15 protein-coding genes and 1 pseudogene are annotated in these 16,495 nt (G+C 74.1%); 6 read left to right on the forward strand and 10 right to left on the reverse strand.

Annotated features, from left to right (window positions below; all coding sequences use genetic code 11):
- From VF468_21635 to VF468_21665, 7 genes and pseudogenes are all read right to left on the reverse strand, one after another.
- The coding region (locus VF468_21635; protein HEX5880892.1) for a DUF2243 domain-containing protein at positions 1-279 on the reverse strand (279 nt) is incomplete at its 3' end.
- A 62-nt stretch (positions 280-341) separates the two neighbouring features.
- Entirely contained in the window at positions 342-1,535 is a 1,194-nt protein-coding gene (locus tag VF468_21640; protein HEX5880893.1) for an AAA family ATPase, read from the reverse strand.
- A 26-nt stretch (positions 1,536-1,561) separates the two neighbouring features.
- Positions 1,562-2,128 (reverse strand): annotated as a pseudogene (tmk, locus tag VF468_21645) (dTMP kinase).
- A gap of 34 nt (positions 2,129-2,162) precedes the next feature.
- Positions 2,163-4,403, reverse strand: coding sequence for a type I DNA topoisomerase (gene topA, locus VF468_21650; protein HEX5880894.1), 2,241 nt, complete (start codon positions 4,401-4,403; stop codon positions 2,163-2,165).
- 133 nt (positions 4,404-4,536) lie between these two features.
- Positions 4,537-6,816 carry a sodium-translocating pyrophosphatase gene (locus tag VF468_21655; GenBank protein ID HEX5880895.1) on the reverse strand — a complete coding sequence of 760 codons (2,280 nt, stop codon included), beginning with the start codon at positions 6,814-6,816 and terminating at the stop codon, positions 4,537-4,539.
- Positions 6,817-7,036: 220 nt separating this feature from the next.
- A complete protein-coding gene (locus tag VF468_21660; protein HEX5880896.1) occupies positions 7,037-7,504 on the reverse strand; it encodes an ATP-binding protein in 468 nt (155 codons plus the stop codon).
- 9 nt (positions 7,505-7,513) lie between these two features.
- Positions 7,514-7,858 (reverse strand): STAS domain-containing protein, encoded by a 345-nt coding sequence (locus tag VF468_21665; GenBank protein ID HEX5880897.1) that lies wholly within the window; start codon positions 7,856-7,858, stop codon positions 7,514-7,516.
- 151 nt (positions 7,859-8,009) lie between these two features.
- On the opposite strand from VF468_21665, the gene VF468_21670 reads away from it, so the two are divergent.
- The 6 genes from VF468_21670 (at position 8,010) to VF468_21695 (ending at position 14,277) form a co-directional block, all read left to right on the forward strand.
- Positions 8,010-8,597, forward strand: coding sequence for a hypothetical protein (locus VF468_21670; GenBank protein HEX5880898.1), 588 nt, complete (start codon positions 8,010-8,012; stop codon positions 8,595-8,597).
- Positions 8,594-9,529, forward strand: a complete 936-nt coding sequence (locus VF468_21675; GenBank protein ID HEX5880899.1) for an LCP family protein — start codon at positions 8,594-8,596, stop codon at positions 9,527-9,529. Before VF468_21670 ends, VF468_21675 begins: the two co-directional genes overlap by 4 nt.
- Before the next feature lie 46 nt (positions 9,530-9,575).
- Positions 9,576-11,942 (forward strand): DEAD/DEAH box helicase, encoded by a 2,367-nt coding sequence (locus tag VF468_21680; GenBank protein ID HEX5880900.1) that lies wholly within the window; start codon positions 9,576-9,578, stop codon positions 11,940-11,942.
- A 145-nt stretch (positions 11,943-12,087) separates the two neighbouring features.
- Positions 12,088-12,543 carry a TIGR00725 family protein gene (locus VF468_21685; GenBank protein HEX5880901.1) on the forward strand — a complete coding sequence of 152 codons (456 nt, stop codon included), beginning with the start codon at positions 12,088-12,090 and terminating at the stop codon, positions 12,541-12,543.
- Between the two features lie 100 nt (positions 12,544-12,643).
- Positions 12,644-13,264: a hypothetical protein gene (locus VF468_21690; GenBank protein HEX5880902.1), complete on the forward strand. Its 621-nt coding sequence runs from the start codon at positions 12,644-12,646 to the stop codon at positions 13,262-13,264.
- Between the two features lie 212 nt (positions 13,265-13,476).
- Entirely contained in the window at positions 13,477-14,277 is an 801-nt protein-coding gene (locus tag VF468_21695) for a class I SAM-dependent methyltransferase (protein HEX5880903.1), read from the forward strand.
- Between the two features lie 21 nt (positions 14,278-14,298).
- On the opposite strand, the gene VF468_21700 is transcribed toward VF468_21695, so the two are convergent.
- The 3 genes from VF468_21700 to VF468_21710 all read right to left on the reverse strand — a co-directional run bounded on the left by VF468_21700 (position 14,299) and on the right by VF468_21710 (position 16,319).
- Positions 14,299-15,210 (reverse strand): DMT family transporter, encoded by a 912-nt coding sequence (locus tag VF468_21700; protein ID HEX5880904.1) that lies wholly within the window; start codon positions 15,208-15,210, stop codon positions 14,299-14,301.
- A gap of 480 nt (positions 15,211-15,690) precedes the next feature.
- Entirely contained in the window at positions 15,691-16,101 is a 411-nt protein-coding gene (locus VF468_21705) for a TadE family type IV pilus minor pilin (GenBank protein ID HEX5880905.1), read from the reverse strand.
- Between the two features lie 5 nt (positions 16,102-16,106).
- Positions 16,107-16,319, reverse strand: a complete 213-nt coding sequence (locus tag VF468_21710) for a DUF4244 domain-containing protein (GenBank protein HEX5880906.1) — start codon at positions 16,317-16,319, stop codon at positions 16,107-16,109.
- Positions 16,320-16,495 lie beyond the last annotated feature (176 nt).

Here is a 16,495-nt window from a genome sequence, read left to right on the forward strand (position 1 = left end):
GGCGCCGAGGAGGATGCCGGCGAGAGCGAGGCGGGGTGGGTCGGGGGAGGTGCGGCGGCGTTCGACCAGCTGGATGGCGCCGAGGACGAGGACGGCGGTGCTGAAGAGGTGGAAGATGCCGTCGGAGACGAGGCCGACGGTGGCGGTCGAGCGGTCGTAGAAGTGGTGCCAGCCGAGGAGCTGGTGGAGGATCACCTCGTCGAGGGTGCCGGCGATGCCGACGCCGACCAGGACGCCGGGCCAGAACAGGGACGGCCCGTTCCTCCGTCCGGCTGCCATGCCCACCACCTCCTCCCCGTCGAGGGGCGGGTCCCACGGCATCCCGGGGCGCAAACCGGGCGTCAGCGGCGGATGGCGAGGCGGTTGATGGGAACGGCCGGGCCGCGCAGTGCCGCCTGGGCGGAGAGGAAGGCGGCCTCAAGGGTCAGGAGGGGGGCGGCGCCGATGGCCAGACGGCGGTCGGCCTCCTCCAGGGCGCCGGCGGCGCGGAGGGCGCTGGCCGGGTCGGTCCTGGCGGCCAGGCGCCCGAACGAACCGGCCTTGTCCGGGTGCACCAGGGGCGCCTCCCCGGGCGACCCCGACCCCGGCTCTCCCCCGCCGCTGAGCAGGACGATGTCCCGGTAGGCCCCGAGGAGGTCGGCGACGGCGTCGCGGATGGCGTCGAACCGGACCCGGCGGAGCTCGCGGCGGTGTCGGGTCTCGAGCCGTTTCCGCAACGCGCCGGTGCCGCGGCCGGTGCCGAAGGCCTCCTCCAGCTCGGCCAGCTCGCGTTCCTGGCGGAGGCGGGCGGCGGCGGCGACCTCGTCGGCGATCGCGACCACGGTGGCGGCGGCGGCCAGGGCGTCGGAGGGCTGGCCGCCGGCGAGGCGCTCGGTGAGGTCGAGGACGGTGGCGCGGCGGGTGCGGGCGGCCTCGTCGGTGAGGAGGGCCCTGGCCCGGGCCAGGCGGCCGTGGCTGGCCGCGGCGGCCCAGGTGGTCTGGGCGGGGTCGAGCTGGAGGCCGTCGCCGAGGGCGGCGGTCAGCTCGGCCAGCGACAGGCTCACGAACGGCAGGGTGCGGGCCCGGGAGGGGACGGTGCCGACCAGGGCCTCGGCGCTGCGGGCGACCAGGACGAAGACCACGTCCACGGGGGGTTCCTCGAGAACCTTGAGGAGGGCGTTGGCGGCGGCCTCGGTGAGCCGGTCCGCCTCGTCGAGGATGAACACGGCCACCGCGGCCTCGTGGTGGGTGCGGGAGGCCTCCTCGCGGACGGCCCGGACGTCCTCGACCAGGAGGTTGTCGCCCTCGGGGACGATCAGGTGGACGTCGGGGTGGACGCCGCGGAGGATGCGGCGGCAGGTGTCGCAGGTACCGTCGCCCCCGGCCGGGCAGTTCAGGGCGGCGGCGAACACCCTGGCCGTGTGGAGCTTGCCGATCCCCGGGGGGCCGGTGAACAGCCAGGCGTGGGTGACCCGGTCGCCGGCCACCGCCTCCTTGAGCATGGCCACGGCCTCGTCGTGCCCGACGACCAGGTCCCAGATCGAGGGGTCGCTCATGACAGCAGCCCGAGGACGGCGGCCCGGACCTGGTCGGCGACCTCGGCCACCGGGGCGGCGGCGTCGACCACGGCGAACCGTCCGGGCTCGGCGGCGGCCAGGTCGCGGAAGGCGTCCCGGACCCGGCGGTGGAAGCCGAGGTCCTGGGCCTCGATCCGGTCGGGGTCGCGGGGTCGGCGGGCCAGGCCGGCGGCCGGGTCGAGGTCGAGCAGCACCACCAGGTCGGGCAGGAGCCCGCCGGTGGCGAACCGGTTGATCTGCTCGACCGGGCCCCGGCCGAGCCCGCGGGCGCCCCCCTGGTAGGCCAGGGACGAGTCCAGGTAGCGGTCGCAGAGGACGACCGCGCCCCGCTCCAGGGCCGGGCGGATCACGGCCTCGACCAGCTCGGCCCGGGCGGCGGCGAACAGCAGCGCCTCGGCCCGCGGGTGGAGCTCGACCGCGGGGTCCAGGACCAGCGCCCGGACCCGCTCCCCGGCCGGGGTGCCGCCCGGCTCGCGGGTCACCACCACCTCGCGGCCCCGCTCCTCCAGGAGCCGCCGGAGCAGCTCCAGCTGGGTCGACTTGCCGGACCCCTCGACGCCCTCGAAGGCGATCAGGCGGCCCGGGTCACCCATCGGAGGACCCGGCTCAGACGCTGACCAGCTCGGACACGCGGACCTGGGTGCCGCACTTGGCGCAGGTGGCGGTGTCCGGGTCCTTGTCGGGGGCGAGCAGGCTGCCGCAGGTCGGGCAGGGCTGGGACAGCGGCGCCTGCCAGAGGGCGAAGTCGCAGTCGGGGTAGCGGTTGCAGCTGTAGAAGGTCTTGCCGCGCTTGGTCCGCTTGGAGACGACCTCGCCCTGGCCGCACTTGGGGCAGGTCCCGAACGACTGCTCGCCCAGGTTCTTGATGCCCCGGCACTTGGGGTAGTCGGAGCAGCCGAGGAACGGCCCGAAACGGCCGCTGCGCTTGATCATCGGCTTGCCGCACTTGGGGCAGGGCACGTCGGTCAGCTCGGGCTCGGCCTGCTCGGCCGCCTGCTCGGCCGACTGGTTGGCGTTGCGCCGGTACTTGCAGTCCGGGTAGCGGCTGCAGGACAGGAACCAGCCGTACCGGCCCCACTTGCGGACCAGCTTGGCCCCGGTCTCCTCGCCGCAGGTGGGGCAGAGCTCGTCGGTCGCCTCCTCGGGCCGCGACACCTTCTCCTGGCGCTCGGCGATGGTGCCCTCGACCTCCTCGAAGAAGGTCTTGACGATCGGCTCCCACGGCTTGGCCCCGCTGGCGATGCGGTCCAGGTCCTCCTCCATCTCGGCCGTGAAGCCGAGGTCGATGACCTTGGGGAACACGTCGGCGAGGAGGTCGGTGACGACGATGCCGACGTCCTCGGGATGGAACCGCTTGCGGTCCAGCCGCACGTACTTGCGGTCCATCAGCGTCGAGATGGTCGGCGAGTAGGTCGAGGGCCGGCCGATGCCGTGCTCCTCGAGGGCCTTGACCAGGCTGGCCTCGGTGTAGCGGGGCGGCGGCTCGGTGAAGTGCTGCTCGGGGGTGAGCTCGACCAGCCGCAGCACCTGCCCCACGGTCAGCTCGGGCAGGGTGCCGGCCTCCTCCTCGACGTCGTCGTCGCGGCCCTCCAGGTACACCCGCACGAACCCGTCGAAGCGCAGCACCGACCCGGTCGCCCGGAAGATCAGGTCCCCGGCCTTGATGTCCACGCTGGTCTGGTCGTAGACGGCCTGGGCCATCTGGGAGGCCACGGCCCGCTTCCAGATCAGCTCGTACAGCCGCCGCTGGGCCGGGTCGAGGTGGGCGGCGACCGACTCGGGGGTGCGGGCCACGGCGGTCGGGCGGATCCCCTCGTGGGCCTCCTGGGCCTGCTTGGCCCTGGCCTTGTACTGGGTGCGCTTGACGTAGTTGGGCCCGTAGCGCTCGGCGACCAGGCTGGCGATGTCGTCCTGGGCGGCCTGGGACAGGGCCGGCGAGTCGGTGCGCATGTAGGTGATGAGCCCGACCGAGCCCTCGCCGGGCAGCTCGATCCCCTCGTAGAGCTGCTGGGCCACGGCCATGGTCCGCTTGGAGGAGAAGCCCAGCTTGCGGGAGGCCTCCTGCTGCAGGGTGGAGGTGATGAACGGGGGCGCGGCGCTGCGCTTGCGCTCGCTCTTGTCGACCCGCTCGACCGTCCAGGTGGCGGCCCGGGCCGTCTCGGCGGCGGCGGTGGCCGAGCCCTCGTCGCCGAGGACGAACTTCTGCTTCTCGCCCACGGGGTAGCGGGCGTGGACCGCCTCGTCGGCCTCGGTGGCCAGGTCGGCCTCGAGGCTCCAGTACTCGCGGGCCTGGAAGGCGTCGATCTCGCGCTCGCGGTCGACGATCATCTTGAGGGCGGCCGACTGGACCCGGCCGGCGGACAGGCCGGCCCGGACCTTGCGCCACAGCACCGGCGACAGCTTGTAGCCGACGATCCGGTCGACCACCCGGCGGGCCTGCTGGGCGTCGACCAGGCGGTCGTCGATGTCGCGGGGGTCGGCGAAGGCCCGCCGGACCGCGTCGGCGGTGATCTCGGTGAAGGTGACCCGGCGGGTGGAGCCGGCGGCCAGCTTGGCCGCCTCGGCGATGTGCCAGGCGATCGCCTCGCCCTCGCGGTCGGGGTCGGTGGCGAGGAACACCTGGTCGGCCGCCTTGGCGGCCTTGCGGATGCTGGAGACGACCTTCTTGCCCTTCTGGGTCACCTCGTAGGTGACGGAGACGCCGCCGTCGATGTCCACGGCAAAGTCCGACTTGGGCAGGTCACGGACGTGGCCCATGGAGGCGACCACGTCGTAGTCCTTGCCCAGGTACTTGCCGATGGTCTTCGCCTTGGCCGGCGACTCGACCACGACCAGGTTGCGTGCCAATGGAAATCCTTCGTTCGTCGTAAGGGGATCGGGCGGATCGGCGTAGTGTTGCCGACCGGCCGCCTGTTCTGTCAAGGCCAGAGCGGCTTCCCGTATTCCCGACGACCCTACACCCCACCACCCACAGCCCTGCTCAGGTTGACGATCGCTGGGTCTCCGGATGGTGCTCGGGCTGGTTCGGGAGCGGGGGCTCGTCCGCGGGGGTGGCCAGGGCGACCCCGCCGAGGCGGTTGGAGCGCCACAGGGCCCAGGCGAGCACGGCGACGGCCGCCGCCGCGACCGAGAACCGCGCCAGCTCGTTGTCGGCCAGGGCGACCACGGTGGGGGCGATCAGCACCGCGACCAGGTTCATCACCTTGATGAGCGGGTTCAGGGCCGGGCCGGCGGTGTCCTTGAAGGGGTCGCCGACGGTGTCGCCGATCACGGTCGCCTTGTGGGGCTCGGAGTTCTTGCCGCCGTGGTGGCCGTCCTCCACGAACTTCTTGGCGTTGTCCCAGGCGCCGCCCGAGATCGACAGCATGACCGCCAGGAGCTGCCCGGTGAGGATCGCCCCGGCCAGGTAGGCGCCGAGCGCGGCCGACTCGAACAGGAACCCGGTGGCGATCGGGGCCAGCACGGCCAGCAGCCCCGGGGTGAGCAGCTCGCGCAGCGAGTCGCGGGTGCAGATGTCGACCACGGCGCCGTAGTTGGGCCGCTCGGTGTAGTCCATGATCCCGGGGTGGTCCTTGAACTGCTGGCGGACCTCGAACACCACCCGGCCGGCGGCCCGGCCGACGGCCCGGATGGCCTGGGCGGAGAACATGAACGCCACCGAGCCGCCGATCAGCAGGCCGACCAGCACGCTCGGCTGCTCGATCGGGATGTCGACCTCCTCGAGGGGCAATCCGGCCTCCAGCAGGGCCCGCCGGAACGACCCGAACAGGCTGGTCGCGGCCAGGACGGCGGTGGCGATGGCGACGCCCTTGGTGATCGCCTTGGTGGTGTTGCCGACCGCGTCCAAGGAGGTCAGCACCGAGGCTCCGCGCTCGCCGACGCCGCCGGACATCTCGGCGATGCCCTGGGCGTTGTCGCTGATCGGCCCGAAGGTGTCCATCGACACCACCACGCCCACGGTGGTGAGCATGCCCATCCCGGCCAGCGAGATCATGTAGAGCTGGAAGTCGAGGCCCTCGCCGCTGCCGATGAGCACGGCCCCGACGATGGCGCCGACGATGGCCAGGATGGCGTAGACCGACGACTCCAGGCCGGACGCGAAGCCGGACAGGATGGTGGTGGCCGGCCCGGTCTCCGAGGCCTCGGCGATCTCCCGCACCGGCTTGTACTGGGTCCCGGTGTAATAGGAGGTCATGAGCTGGATCACGGTGGACAGGGCGAGCCCGAGGGCGACCGCGGCCACCGGCCGCCAGTCCTCCACGTAGACGATCGAGGCGATCCCGACCAGCACCAGCGAGATGGCCGCCGCGGCGAAGAACCCCCGGTTGATGGTGCGCATGCCGCTCTCGGTCTCCGAGCGCGGCCGGACCAGGTAGATGCCGGCGATCGACGAGACGATCCCGATGGCCTGCACGACCAGGGGGAACAGCAGGCCCACGGCCGGGCGGTCGGGGAAGGCGGCCAGGCCGAGCACGATCGCCGCGACCAGCGTCACCTCGAAGGACTCGAACAGGTCGGCGGCCATGCCGGCGCAGTCGCCGACGTTGTCGCCGACGTTGTCGGCGATGGTGGCCGCGTTGCGGGGGTCGTCCTCGGGGATCGACTGCTCGACCTTGCCGACCAGGTCGGCGCCCACGTCGGCGGCCTTGGTGAAGATGCCCCCGCCGACCCGCATGAACATGGCCAGCAGGGCCGCCCCGAAGCCGAAGCCGAACAGCACGCTGGCGGCGTCGCCCCGGTAGACGAGGACCACCCCGGCGGCGCCGAGCAGCCCCAGGCCGACCACGAACATGCCGGCCACCCCGCCGGCCCGGAAGGCGATCGGCATGGCCTTGAGGAGCCCGCCCTGGTCGGCCGCGGCCGCGACCCGCACGTTGGCCCGCACGGCCAGTTGCATGCCGGTGTAGCCGGCCAGGGCCGAGAAGACGGCCCCGACCAGGAAGGCGACCGACCGGCCGATCCGGACCGAGCCGGAGTCGGCCTCCAGCAGCAGCAGGAGGAGGAACAGCAGGACGACGAAGACGGCCAGGGTGCGGAACTGCCGGTTCAGGTAGGCGCGGCTGCCCTCCTGGATGGCCCGGGCGATCTCGCGCATCTTGTCGGTGCCCTGGTCGGCGGCCAGGACCTGCCGGACCAGGACGAACGCGACCAGCAGGGCGACGATGCAGACCGCCATGATGGCGAACAGGGCCAGGTTCTCCCCGGAGCCGAACTCGACCTCGGCGCTTGCCTCCTGCGCCAGCAGCCGTACTGGGCTCATCAGACCTCCTCGACGCCCCAGCGCTGGGGCGTTGGATCAAGCCCGGTGTCCAGGCCGAGGCCCTGGACGGTTCGAGCGGAAAGAGTCGAGCGCGGGCCCCGGCCCGGCGTCGTCCCGGATACCTGCCCAGGGAACCGGCCGTCCCGCGAGCCCGCGAGGATTGGGCGGATCATAGCCACGGGCCGGAGAACCGGGCAACCCATGAAAGGTGGCCGACGCCTCAGGTGAGGGGCGGCGGTAGGTCGTCGGGGCCCAGGCCGCCCGGCCCGCGCCGGAGCCAGAAGGTGGTGCGGGTGCCGCCGTCCTCCAGGGTCGAGGTCTTGAGGTCGTCGACCAGGGCGCCGACCAGGGCGAGGCCGAGCTCCCGGTCGTCGACCTCGCCGTCGGCGGAGTGGCCGGCACCCGCCGGGTGCGCCGGGGCCCGGTCGCGGACCTCGATCCCGAAGCGGTCGGCCCCCTCGACCAGGTCGACCTCGATCGGGTCGGGGCGGCCGGCCTTGTTCAGGTCGCCGACCGCGACCGCGCAGGTCTCGGACACGGCCACCTTGAGGTCCTCGATGCCCTCCTCGCCCAGCCCGGCCTTGCGGGCGACGATGCCGACGACCAGGCGGACGGTGCCCAGCAGCCGCGGCTCCGGCGGGAAGGCCAGGCGGACGGTGGCCGGCAGCCCGCCGGCGTCGACATCCACGTCCGGACGCTATTCGGCCGGGGCCGAGATGGCGTCGCCGACCGAGCTGTGGATGGGGAAGACCTTGGTCAGTCCGGTGATCCGGAAGATCTTGAGGATCTTCTCCTGGGTGCAGACCAGCTGCAGCGAGCCGTCGTGGTTGCGGACCCGCTTCAGCCCACCGACCAGCACCCCGAGCCCGGTCGAGTCCAGGAAGTCGACCTTCTCCAGGTCGACGACGATGTGGTAGGACCCGTCGCTGACCAGCTCGATGAGCTGCTCTCGCAGCTTTGGCGCGGTGTAGACGTCGATCTCGCCGGCCACCTCGAGCACCGAGTGGTCGCCATCCTTGCGCACGTTGAGGTCGAGATCCATCCTCTCTCCAGTCTCGCGGGCTGAGGACGTGCAACGATAGGCCGCCTGGGCGTCTCAGGGCAACGTCAGGGGGGTTTGGTAGCCTACGCGGCGCCTTGCAAACCTCTCCGAACAGGTGATCGTGGCTGTTCACAGGAACCCCAGGCTGCGCATGATCGGGTCCGCCGGCGTGCTCGCGGCCGTCCTGGCCGTCGCCGGCTGCACCTCGGGCGACCGGTCCGAGCAGGCCGGGCAGGCCCCCGGCTCCACCGCCAACCCGGCCGCCCCGGCCCGGCCGCTCCAGGTCAAGCTGGTCGCCACGGCCAGGGTTCCCCCAGGCGGCCCGAGCGCCAAGCGCGCGGCCAAGCAGGCCGCCCCGGGGCTGGAGCGGTTCCTCGACCGCTACCTGACCGCCGCCTACGTCGACGCGGCCGGCGGCGAGGCCGGCTGGGACGAGCTGCTCGGGCTGTTCGACAAGCCGGTCAGGGCGTCGGCCCGCAAGCAGCTCGACGCCCTGTCCCTGGGCGCGGCCGCGGCCAAGGTGAGCGCCGTCCGGCCGGGCCGGGCGAGCGCCCGGGCGGTGGTCCTGTACGGCGACCGGCGGCCCGCGGCCGCCACCGTCCGGCTCGCCTTCGACGGCACCGCCGACACCGCCCAGGGCAGCGGGCAGGTCCACCTCCGCTCGGTGCTGCAGCTGCTGGCCACCGGCGAGGGCTGGCGGATCGCCGACTTCGACAGCCGCACGGGGCCGCTCAAGTGACGGTCACGCGGCGCAGAGGCCTGACCTGGGTCACCGTCCTCGGGCTGGTGGCGGCCCTGGCCGCCGGCCTGGTCGTGGCCACCTCGCCCCGGAAGGCGGCCACCGCCCAGGACGGGCCGGCGATCACGGTCCAGCGGGCCCATGAGGGCTCGGCCACGCCTGCCCTCAAGCGGCGGATCGTCCTGCTGACCATCGGGTCGGACGCGGGCGCGCCCAAGTTCGGCCGCGGCGGCAGCGTCGAGGGCGGCCGGGCCGACGCCCTCCAGCTGGTCGTCGTCGACACGGCCAAGCGACGCGGGGTCGTGCTCAGCTTCCCCCGCGACAGCTACGTGCCCATCCCCGGCCACGGCCCCAACAAGATCAACGCGGCCATGGCCTTCGGCGGCCCCAAGCTGCTGGTCGCGACCTTCGAGCAGCTCACCGGCCTGACCATCGACTACTACGCGCTGACCTCGTTCGACGGGCTCACCGACATCGTCAACAAGGTCGGCGGGGTCCAGGTCAACGTCGACATGAACCTGCGCGACGCCTTCGCCGGCGCCTTCCTGAACAAGGGGAAGCAGAAGCTCAACGGCCGCCAGGCGCTCGCCTACGCCCGCGCCCGCAAGACCCTGCCCGGCGGCGACTTCGACCGCTCCCGCCACCAGGGCCAGCTCCTGGTCGGCGGCCTGGGGACCTTCCAGCGCCAGATCGCCGAGGACCCGGCCAAGATGATGACCTGGCTCGGCGTCGTCCGCGACGAGGTCAAGACCGACCTGCCGTTCCCGGAGCTGCTGCGCCTGGCCCTGCTGGCCAACAAGGTGCCCCCCGGCGGCATCAGGAACCTGCCCGTGCCGAGTGCGGCCGGCAGCGCCGGCGGGGCGTCGGTGGTCCGCCTCCAGCCCGGCGCCTACGCCCTGTTCGGCCGGCTCCGCGCCGGCAAGCTCGGCTGAGGACGGCCGCGACCGGCGATGTCCGGGCGGCGGCTACCATGACGGCGTGAATGACCCTGTCGCGCTGGTGGACGACCTCGTCGGGGACCCGGACTACCGAGGCCAGCTCGTGCACCTGGAGCGCCTGCCGGCCCGGCCGGCGCGGCTTGCGGCGCCGCCGGCCGACCTGCCCGAGGTGGTGCGCTCGCGGCTGGCCGCCCGGGGGGTGGAGGCGCTCTGGTCCCACCAGGCGGCGGCCGTCGCCCTGGCCCGGGCCGGGCGCAATGTGGTGGTGGCCACCGGCACCGCCTCCGGCAAGAGCCTCTGCTACCAGCTGCCGGTGTTCGACGCCCTGCTCGGCGACGGCCACCGCAGCGCCCTGTACCTCTCCCCCACCAAGGCCCTGGCCCGCGACCAGCTCCGCGCCATCCGGTCGTTCGCCCTGGCCGGGATCCGGGCGTCCGCCTACGACGGCGACACCCCGTCCGCCGACCGGCCGATGATCCGGCGCAGCGCCAACCTGGTGCTGACCAACCCCGACATGCTCCACCGCGGCATCCTCCCCGGGCACGAGCGCTGGGCCGCCTTCCTCGGCCGGCTCGCCTTCGTGGTCGTCGACGAGGCCCACACCCTGCGCGGGGTGTTCGGCTCGCACGTGGCCGTGATCCTGCGCCGCCTGCGCCGCCTGGCCGCCCGCTACGGGGCCAGCCCGACCTTCGTGCTCGCCTCGGCCACCCTCGGCAACCCGGCCGAGCTGGCCTCCCGGCTGGTCGGCCTGCCGGTGGAGGCGGTCACCGAGGACGGCTCCCCGCGCGGCCCGGTCGCCTTCGCCCTCTGGGAGCCGCCGCTGCTGGACGAGACCACCGGGCTGCGGCGCAGCGCCAACACCGAGTCGGCCGCCTGGCTGGCCGGGGCCGTCGAGGCCGGGGTCCGGACCCTGTGCTTCACCCGCTCGCGCAAGTCGGCCGAGCTGGTGGCCACCTTCGCCCGCGGCCGGGTCGCCCAGGTCGACCGCCGCCTGGCCGGCCGGGTCCGCGCCTACCGGGCCGGCTACCTGGCCGAGGAGCGTCGCGAGCTGGAGCAGGGCCTGGTCTCGGGCCGGCTGCTCGGGCTCGCCACCACCAACGCCCTCGAGCTGGGCATGGACGTCGGCGGGCTGGACGCGGTCGTGCTCGACGGCTACCCGGGCACGGTCGCCTCGATGTGGCAGCAGGCCGGCCGGGCCGGCCGCCAGGGCGAGCCGTCGCTGGCCGTGCTGGTCGGCAAGGACGACCCGCTCGACGCCTACCTGCTGCACCACCCCGCCGACCTGTTCGGCCGCCCCCACGAGGCCGCCCTGGTCGACCCCACCAACCCCTACGTGCTCGCCCCGCATCTGCTCTGCGCCGCCTACGAGGGCCCCCTGACCGACGCCGACCTGGAGCTGTTCGGGGGCGACAGCGCGCGGGCCCTGGCCGGCGCCCTCGAGGCCGAGGCGGCGCTGCGCCGCCGGGGCGACAAGCTGCACCCCGGCTCCGGCCGCAGCCAGGCCGACCAGGTCGACATCCGCAACGCCGGCGGCAGCCCGGTCACCATCGTCGCCGCCGACTCCGGCCAGGTTATCGGCACGGTCGACCGGGCGCGGGCGCCGTCGACCGTGCACCGCGGCGCCGTCTACCTCCACCAGGGCGAACACTTCAAGGTCGCCGAGCTCGACCTCGGCAACGGGGTCGCCCTGGTGACCGAGGCCAAGGGCGACGAGTACACCCAGGCCCGGAGCGACGTCGACATCGCCGTCGTCGAGCCGACCCGGCAGGTGAAGCTGCCCCGCTCCACCCTCTGGCTGGGCCGGGTCGACGTCTCCGAGCAGGTCGTCGGGTTCGAGCGCCGCCGGGTCGGCACGGGGGAGCTGCTCGGCCACGAGGAGCTCGACCTCCCCCCGGCCCGGCTGGCGACCGTCGCCTACTGGTACACGCTCTCCCCCGGCCTGCTGGACGCCGCCGCCCTCGGCCCCAGGGACGTCCCCGGCGCCGCCCACGCCGCCGAGCACGCCCAGATCGGGCTGCTGCCCCTGTTCGCCATGTGCGACCGCTGGGACATCGGCGGCCTCTCCACCGCCTGGCACCCGGACACGGGCGCGGCCACGATCTTCGTCTACGACGGCTACCCAGGCGGCGCCGGCATCGCCGAGCAGGGCCACCGCCGCGCCCTCGAGCACCTCCAGGCCACCCGCGACACCGTCCGCTCCTGCCCCTGCGAGACCGGCTGCCCCTCCTGCGTCCAGTCCCCCAAGTGCGGCAACGGCAACAACCCTCTGGACAAGGCCGGCGCGGTCCGCCTGCTGGACGAGCTCCTCGCCGACCTCGGGGCCGTTCCGTCGCCGGCCGGGCGGGTTCCCGGCGGCCGGGGTCGGGGACGGGGACGGGGTGCGGTGGTTCGCGGTGGACGGGGATGAGGGCCTCGGCGGGAAGGCGGAACCCGGCACGTGACGCCTCGGTTGCCCCGAGGCCGCGGACGGGGTTCCCGGCGGGCGGCGGTTTCCGGGGCGGGCTGTGAGCCTCTACGTCGGGGTGGCGGGGGCGTCACGGGCGGAGGCGGAGCTGCTGGACCAGGGCGAGCTCCTCGGCCGGAGGCTGGCCGAGGGGGGCGCGGTGGTGGTGTGCGGCGGCGGTCCCGGCGTCATGGAGGCGGTCTGCCGCGGGGCCAGGTCGGCCGGGGGGATCACGGTCGGCCTCCTTCCCGGCCTCGACCGCGCCGACGCCAACCGCCTCCTCAGCGTTGCCGTCCCCACCGGCATGGGCCAGGGCCGCAACCTGCTTCTGGTCCGCTCCAGCGACGCCCTGGTGGCCGTCGGCGGCGGGTTCGGGACCCTCTCCGAGATCGCCCTCGCCCTCCGCACCGGCGTCCCGGTGATCGGCCTGGCCACCTGGTCCCTGCACCTCGACGGCCAGCCGGTTCCCGCGTTCCCCGTGGCCCCCGACGCCGAGACCGCCGCCCGCTGGGCCCTGGACGCCGCCGGCCAGGTCGACCCGGCCCGCGGGTCGGGCGACGGCTGAGCTCCCGGCGCGAGCTTGCCCCGTTTGATGAGCTGAGTTACGGGGCAGCTAGAGGCTGACGATCGAACCAGTGAACTCGTGATCCTTGAGGAGGCGCCAAATGGCCGTCCTGTTCCTGTTGCTCGCCATCCTCTGCCTTGTCGTGCTGGGCGCCGCCGGGCTCGAGAACAACGACCCGTCAACGGCCACGCTCCTCGACCGGTCGTTCGGCCAGCTCAGCGAGGGCCAGCTGCTGATCGTGGCCGCCGGGCTCGGCTTCCTGGTCGCCCTGTTCCTGTTCCTCGCCTTCGGGGCCTCGAGAACCCGTCGCACCCGGCGCAAGGAGCTCAAGTCGCGCCGCCGCGACGCCGAGGGCCGGGTCGACGAGCTGGAGCGCGAGAACGCCCGCCTGCGGCAGGAGCTGTCCTCCTCCCGCGACGAGCTCGGCACGGTCGAACGCAACCGGGACGACGCCGTCGCCGAACGCGACCGCGCCGAGGCCACCGCCGACCGCGTCCGCGCCGCCGCCACCACCGACCGCGACCGCGCCGACACCGTCGCGACCCGGGATCGCACCGACGCCACCGTCCCGCCCGAACCGGCCAGCGTCCGGCGGGAGCGCCTCGACGACCGCACCGGGACCACCCCGGTTCGCGAGGAGCACACCCGTGCGGCCGACGAGCACGCCCGCGCCGCCGACGAGCACGCCCGCGCCGCCGACGAGGAGGCCCGCCGCCGCTGACGGGTACACCTCGGCCCTCGTGGGGCCGCCCGCGTTGCGGACGCGGCGAGATGACGAGGAGACCGCCGAGGATGACGCCGCCGGCCCTGACGACGAAGCGGCCGCCTCTGACGGAGAGTCGCCGACAACGAGCGGATGCCTGGGACCCGAGCCCTGACGGATTCGGGCTCCAGCCGCGGGCGTGACGTCGTTCCGGCGGAGGGACTCGAGGCATGACCCATGACCGGGAGCGGCTGCGCTCGACCTTCGACCAGGTCGCCGACCTGTACGACCGGGTGCGGCCCGGCTATCCGGCGGCCCTGTTCGACGACCTGGCCGAGCTGGCGGGGGTCGGGCCGGGTGCCCGCGTGCTGGAGATCGGCCCCGGCACCGGCCAGGCGACGGTCCCGCTGGCTGAGCGCGGCTGCCGGGTGGTGGCCGTCGAGCTCGGCGCCGGCCTGGCGGCGGTGGCCCGGCGCAACCTCGCCCGGTTCCCCGCGGTCGAGGTCGTCACGGCCGCGTTCGAGGACTGGCCGCTGCCGGCGGAGCCGTTCGACCTGGTCCTGGCCGCGACCGCGTTCCACTGGATCGACCCGGCGGTGCGGGTGGTCAAGGCCGCCGACGCGCTCCGGCCCGGTGGCGCGCTCGCCACCGTCACCACCCATCACATCGCCGGCGGCGACGAGTCGTTCTTCGCCGAGGCGCAGGCCTGCTACGAGCGCTGGGATCCCGACACCCCGCCCGGCGGCGCCCCGCTCAAGGCGGCCGCCGACATCCCCACCTCCAGTGACGAGCTCGACCGCTCACACCGGTTCGGACCCGCGAGCTTCCGCCGCCACGAGTGGGAGCAGGCGTACACGGCCACCGGCTACATCGAGGTCCTCCTGACCTACTCCGGCCACCGCGCCCTCGACCCCCGAGCCCAGGCCGGCCTGCTCGACTGCATCGCCCACCTGATCGACACCGCCCACGGCGGCCGGATCACCAAGCGGTACCTGACCGAGCTGCGGGTTGCCCGGACGATCGGGCCATGACCCTCGTCAGGCTTCGGACCGTCAGGCTCGGCGGCCCGGCCAGTTGACGAGCAGGACCCCGGCCACCACGGCCGCGAAGCCAAGCAGGAACAGGCCGGCGCGCCGCTCGCCCAGGAGCACGACGCCGAGGATGGCGGCGACGATCGGGTTCAGATTGACGTGGACCGCGACCTGGGTCGGCGTCAGCCGGGACAGCGCCCAGGTCCACAGCTGGAAGGCCGCGGCGCCGCCAAGGACGCCGAGGAACACGACCAGGCCGAACAGCCGCCCGTCCAGCCGCCCGACCGCCGGGACCAGCCCCTCGACGAAGGCCGCCGGGAGCAGCAGCGCCACCCCGATCAGCATCGCGTAGGTCGTGACCGTCGCTGGGCTGTCCACCGCGAGGACCCGCTTCGCGATCAGGCCGTACACCGCACCGAGCAGCCCGGTGAGGAGCAGCAGCCCGTCACCGAGCAGCTGCATGGCGTCGCCGCCGATCGCCGTTGCGGGTTCCGCGAAGGCGAGGCCGATGCCGAGCACCGAGAGCCCGACGCCGACCGCCTGACGGCGAGACAGGCGCTCGCCGGCGAAGCTCCCCAGCACCGCGCTCCAGATCGGCATGGTGGCGAGCATGAGCGCTCCCCGCGACGCCTCGGTGTACCGCAGCCCGACGTTGAAGGTCAGCGGGAACAGGACGAACATCACGATCCCCAGCAGCCCGAACAGACGCAGCCGCTCCCATCGGGTCCGCAGGTACCTTGGCGCGGCCACCAGCAGGATCCCCGCGAGCAGCAGGCCGCCCAGCCCGAACCGGAGGACCGCGAGGCTTGCCGGCGGGATCTCCCGGACGGCGACCCTGACGGCGATGACCGAGGCCCCGAACAGCACCGCCGCCGTCGCCGCGCTCGCGCTGGCGCGCAGGTCGGCCGGTTGCCTCGCCCTCGAGGGCGTCACGGAGCGGCTTCGCCTGGTTCCCATCGACTGCCCTCAACAGGTCGACCGCCCCAACGGTCGCTCGACCGGCCGGTGGCACCCGGCCGAGCACGGCTCGCGCGGTGGCGGTGACGGACACGATCAAGCCTCCAGGCACGAGCCGCAACCGCCGCCGGACCCTGACCACCGCCTCGACCGCCGAGCAGGCACACCCCACCAGCTCGGCCCCATTGGCCGCCGCGATCCCGGCGGCCCGAGCCCCACGCGGGTCCGGCGCCGCCCCAACGGCCCGCGGGTCCGGCGCCGCGGAGACTGCCTGTCCCTGTTGCGGAGCGAGTGCGGCCAGCGCCGCCAGGTCGGCCGCGGTCTGTGCCGCCGCCCGGGCGACGACCAGCGCTCCGACGTCCACGCCGACGAGCCCGACCATGAGGATGAACCCCGCCAGCGCCAACCCGAGGAGGGTCGCCCCTCCGCGCTCCCCTCCCGGTTGCCCAGGAGCAGTCATGGGAGGACCGGAATCGGGGGTGGACCGGGCTCGCGGGCGGCGACGGCGGTGGCGCTGACCGCCGGCGGGCGGCCGCCGAATGGCAGGCGGACCGGGAGCTCGACCGAGACCCGGACCCGGTCGGGTCCGGCGGTCGCGACGGTCACCCGGGCCGGGCGGCCGTGCGGGAGGGCGGCGCGGGCGGCCGCCGAGGCACGGGCGGCGTCGCCGCCGATCGCGGCCTCCCTGGCTCCCTCGCGGGCAGCACCTTGTGCGAGTACGTGGTCGCGCGCCAGCCCGAGGACACCGACCATGGCCAGGGTGACGGCGACCAGCAGCGGGATCGCGGCCGCCAGCTCGACCGTCGCCGACCCTCCGTCGGGTCGGAGCGGCCCGGGCGCCACGGCCGCCCGACGGCGGGACGACACCGCCGTCACCCCATCCCGAAGAGGGTTCGGACGTGATCGAGGACACCGTCGAGCAGGCCGGCGACGGCGCCGTTGCGCACCCAGGCCAGGGCGAGCGAGGCGATCGTGGCGGCGACGACCATGATCAGCGCGTACTCGGTGGTCTGGCTTCCCGACTCGGCATGGAGCTGCCGCGACGACACGGCGCGGGTCGAGCAGGGGACGGATCTGACGGTCATGGCGACTCCTTGTTGGAGATGGATCTGCCGCCGGAACCCGGGGAACGACGACAGATTCGGGGTGGGCGCAGGCTTGCGGACGGCGGGGCAACGGCGCGGAGGATCCGGGCTTGCGGAGGGCTATGGGGTGAGGGCGCGGACCGCACCGGTTACGGTCGGGACGACGGTGAGCAGGA

The organism is Actinomycetota bacterium (assembly GCA_036280995.1).
Taxonomy (GTDB): Bacteria; Actinomycetota; CALGFH01; order CALGFH01; family CALGFH01; genus CALGFH01.